This is a genomic window from Mesorhizobium sp. M7A.F.Ca.AU.001.01.1.1, from assembly GCF_004022735.1.
GTDB classification, from domain to species: domain Bacteria; phylum Pseudomonadota; class Alphaproteobacteria; order Rhizobiales; family Rhizobiaceae; genus Mesorhizobium; species Mesorhizobium ciceri.
Genome location: NZ_RZPF01000854.1, coordinates 1 through 2,483 on the forward strand (window position 1 = coordinate 1; position 2,483 = coordinate 2,483).

Here is a 2,483-nt window from a genome sequence, read left to right on the forward strand (position 1 = left end):
TCGCTGAACGGCAGCGCCGTCGGCATCATCGATTGGCTGGAGAAGCCGGTGGACTCGAAACGGCTTCACGCCGCTCTCGCCAAGATCGTCGGCCGCAGGGTCGAGCCGAGGCCACAGGTCCTGCATGTCGAAGACGACGAGGGCGTGCTCGCGGTTATGTCGGAGGGGCTGGGCTCGGGCGTCTCGATCACATCCGCAAAGACGCTGCAGGAAGCTCGGCAGGCGGTCGCGAAGCATCGCTTCGATCTGATCATCCTGGACATTGCACTCCCCGACGGATCTGGCCTGGATCTCCTCGTCGATCTGCCGCTGGAGACCGGCGTCATCGTGTTTTCGGCGGCGGAGCTCGACCAGAAACTCGGCGATCGCGTTCAGGCGATCATGACCAAGACCAAGGCGTCGGAGATCGATGTGGCAAAGCTGGTCAGGAGCATGTTGGTTACGTCCCGAACCCGGCTTGCCGCGAACGCCAAGGAGTGATGCTGATGCGCGCAAGGATCCTCTATGTGGATGACGAGGACGATATCCGCGAAATCGCCCAGATGTCGCTGGAGCTCGAGCCGGAATTCGAGGTGCGGTCCTGTTCTTCGGGCATGCAGGCACTGGCCGATGCCGCCGAATGGCAACCCGACCTCATTCTGCTCGACGTGATGATGCCGGACATGGATGGGCCGGAGACGCTGAGGCGTCTGGCCGAGGCTGGCGCGACGGCCTCGATACCCGTGGTGTTCATCACCGCGCGCACCCAGACGCATGAGGTCGAACGCTATCTGGCAATGGGCGCGGTAGGGGTGATCGCCAAACCGTTCGACCCGCTTGCGCTTGCCGGTGAAGTCAAAAGATTGCTTCTGTCGCGCGCCTGAGTCGACGATTGACTGGCCACCGAGCGCGTTCTGGCAGCAGACTGTGCGATGCCGTTCAGGGCTCCTATACCATGTCGCCTTATTCATCTACTGATTGTGCCGAGGGTGCAGGCGCAGCGAATCAGGTTGTCTATAATCGCGGTGGCATCGGCGGACGTCGATGAGAGAGCTGAGAAGAATATTTCTGTCTGCATGAACCGCATTGGCGGATGTCGGTTCATGGGTTGATCACTCCGGGGGGCGACGGAACCGGAGCAAGGCTGGTGAACGGATCGAAGGCAAGAGTTCTGATTTGCGACGACGATCCCTTGTTGATCGAGCTGATGGAATTCAGGCTCAGGGCAAAGGGATATGAGGTCATCAAGGCAGTAGACGGGGCGGAAGCGCTCTTGAAGGCGGAGCATGAGGCGCCGGACATCATCGTGCTCGACGCGATGATGCCCAAGGCCGACGGCCTGGAGGTGCTTGCCCGCATCAAAAACGATCCGGCTTTGTCCGAAACTCCGGTCGTCATGCTGACCGCCCGCAAGGGCGAAAGGGATATCGTCTCGGCCCTGGAGAAGGGAGCGGACGACTATCTTGTGAAACCATTCATTCCCGAGGAGCTGCTGGCCCGGCTTGCGCGTCTGCTCGCGCGAAAGAGCGGGAAGCGCTGATGCGGCGCGGCCGGCGCGCAGCCCTTGCCGCATGGCTGGTCCTGACGATCGCTGCGCCCCAGGGCGCGGCGTTGGCGCAGACGGTGGATGAACTTTACGAGTTCGGCGTCAAGGCCAGGCAAGCGCAGCATTTCGAGGAGGCGGCGGATCTTTTCCGGCGAGCCCTGGCGCTCAGGCCCGACAATGCCGACGCCCTGGTGCAACTCGGTTTCGCCGAGCTTGGACGCAACAATCTGCCGGCGGCGCGCGAAGCCTTTTCCAAGGCACTGTCCCTTGCCCCAACCTATCGGGACGCCAGCTTCGGCATGGCCGAGGTCGAGTTCCGCTCGGGCAATCCGGACGCCGCCCTGCCGCTCGCCGAAGAGGTGTCGCGTGCGGAGCCCGGCAATGCCGATGCAAGTACCCTTGTTGCCAACATCCGCAAAGCCCAGCGGGCCGGCAGCAGCAAGGCGAAGCCTGCGACCGCGAGGAAGATACCGCGCCCGCCGCGGCCGGATCCCGTCGCCGGCCTGATGGAGGAGGGCCGACGATCGCGGGCTGCGGGCCAATTGCCGGAGGCGGAGAATGCGTATCGCCGCGCCCTCCGGCTGGCGCCGAAAAACACTGATATCCTGGTCGCCATCGGTTTGGTGGCTGGCTCCCAGCAGAAATTCGACCATGCCGGGCAGTTCTTCGACCAGGCGCTGGCCATTAGGCCCCGCCTTCTCGGTGCCCGCCTCGGCAAGGTGCGCCTGGCGATCTGGCAGGGCGACGTGCCGCGCGCTCGCGCGATGATCGATGATGTGCTTGGCACCGCGCCTGACAATGTCGAGGCGATGGCTCTCGACGCGCGAATTTCCCTGCTCGAGCAGGATTACACGCGGGCCGAGCAGTCTTTTCAGCGGGTGCTGGCGGTAGATTCGCACAATGCCGAGGCGCTGGTGGGGATCGGCGACCTGCGCCGGGCGCGTGGCGACGACTTCGC

General features: G+C 63.8%; 4 protein-coding genes. All 4 read left to right on the forward strand.

The window, feature by feature from the left end:
• Nucleotides 1–480, forward strand: a 480-nt coding sequence (locus tag EN884_RS32925; RefSeq protein ID WP_128361004.1) for a response regulator, incomplete at its 5' end; no start/stop codon positions are given.
• A 5-nt stretch (nucleotides 481–485) separates the two neighbouring features.
• Entirely contained in the window at nucleotides 486–863 is a 378-nt protein-coding gene (locus EN884_RS32930; protein ID WP_082826795.1) for a response regulator, read from the forward strand.
• Between the two features lie 263 nt (nucleotides 864–1,126).
• Nucleotides 1,127–1,519 (forward strand): response regulator, encoded by a 393-nt coding sequence (locus tag EN884_RS32935; RefSeq protein WP_013525347.1) that lies wholly within the window; start codon nucleotides 1,127–1,129, stop codon nucleotides 1,517–1,519.
• The coding region (locus tag EN884_RS32940; protein WP_128361005.1) for a tetratricopeptide repeat protein at nucleotides 1,519–2,483 on the forward strand (965 nt) is incomplete at its 3' end. The genes EN884_RS32935 and EN884_RS32940, both read left to right, overlap by 1 nt.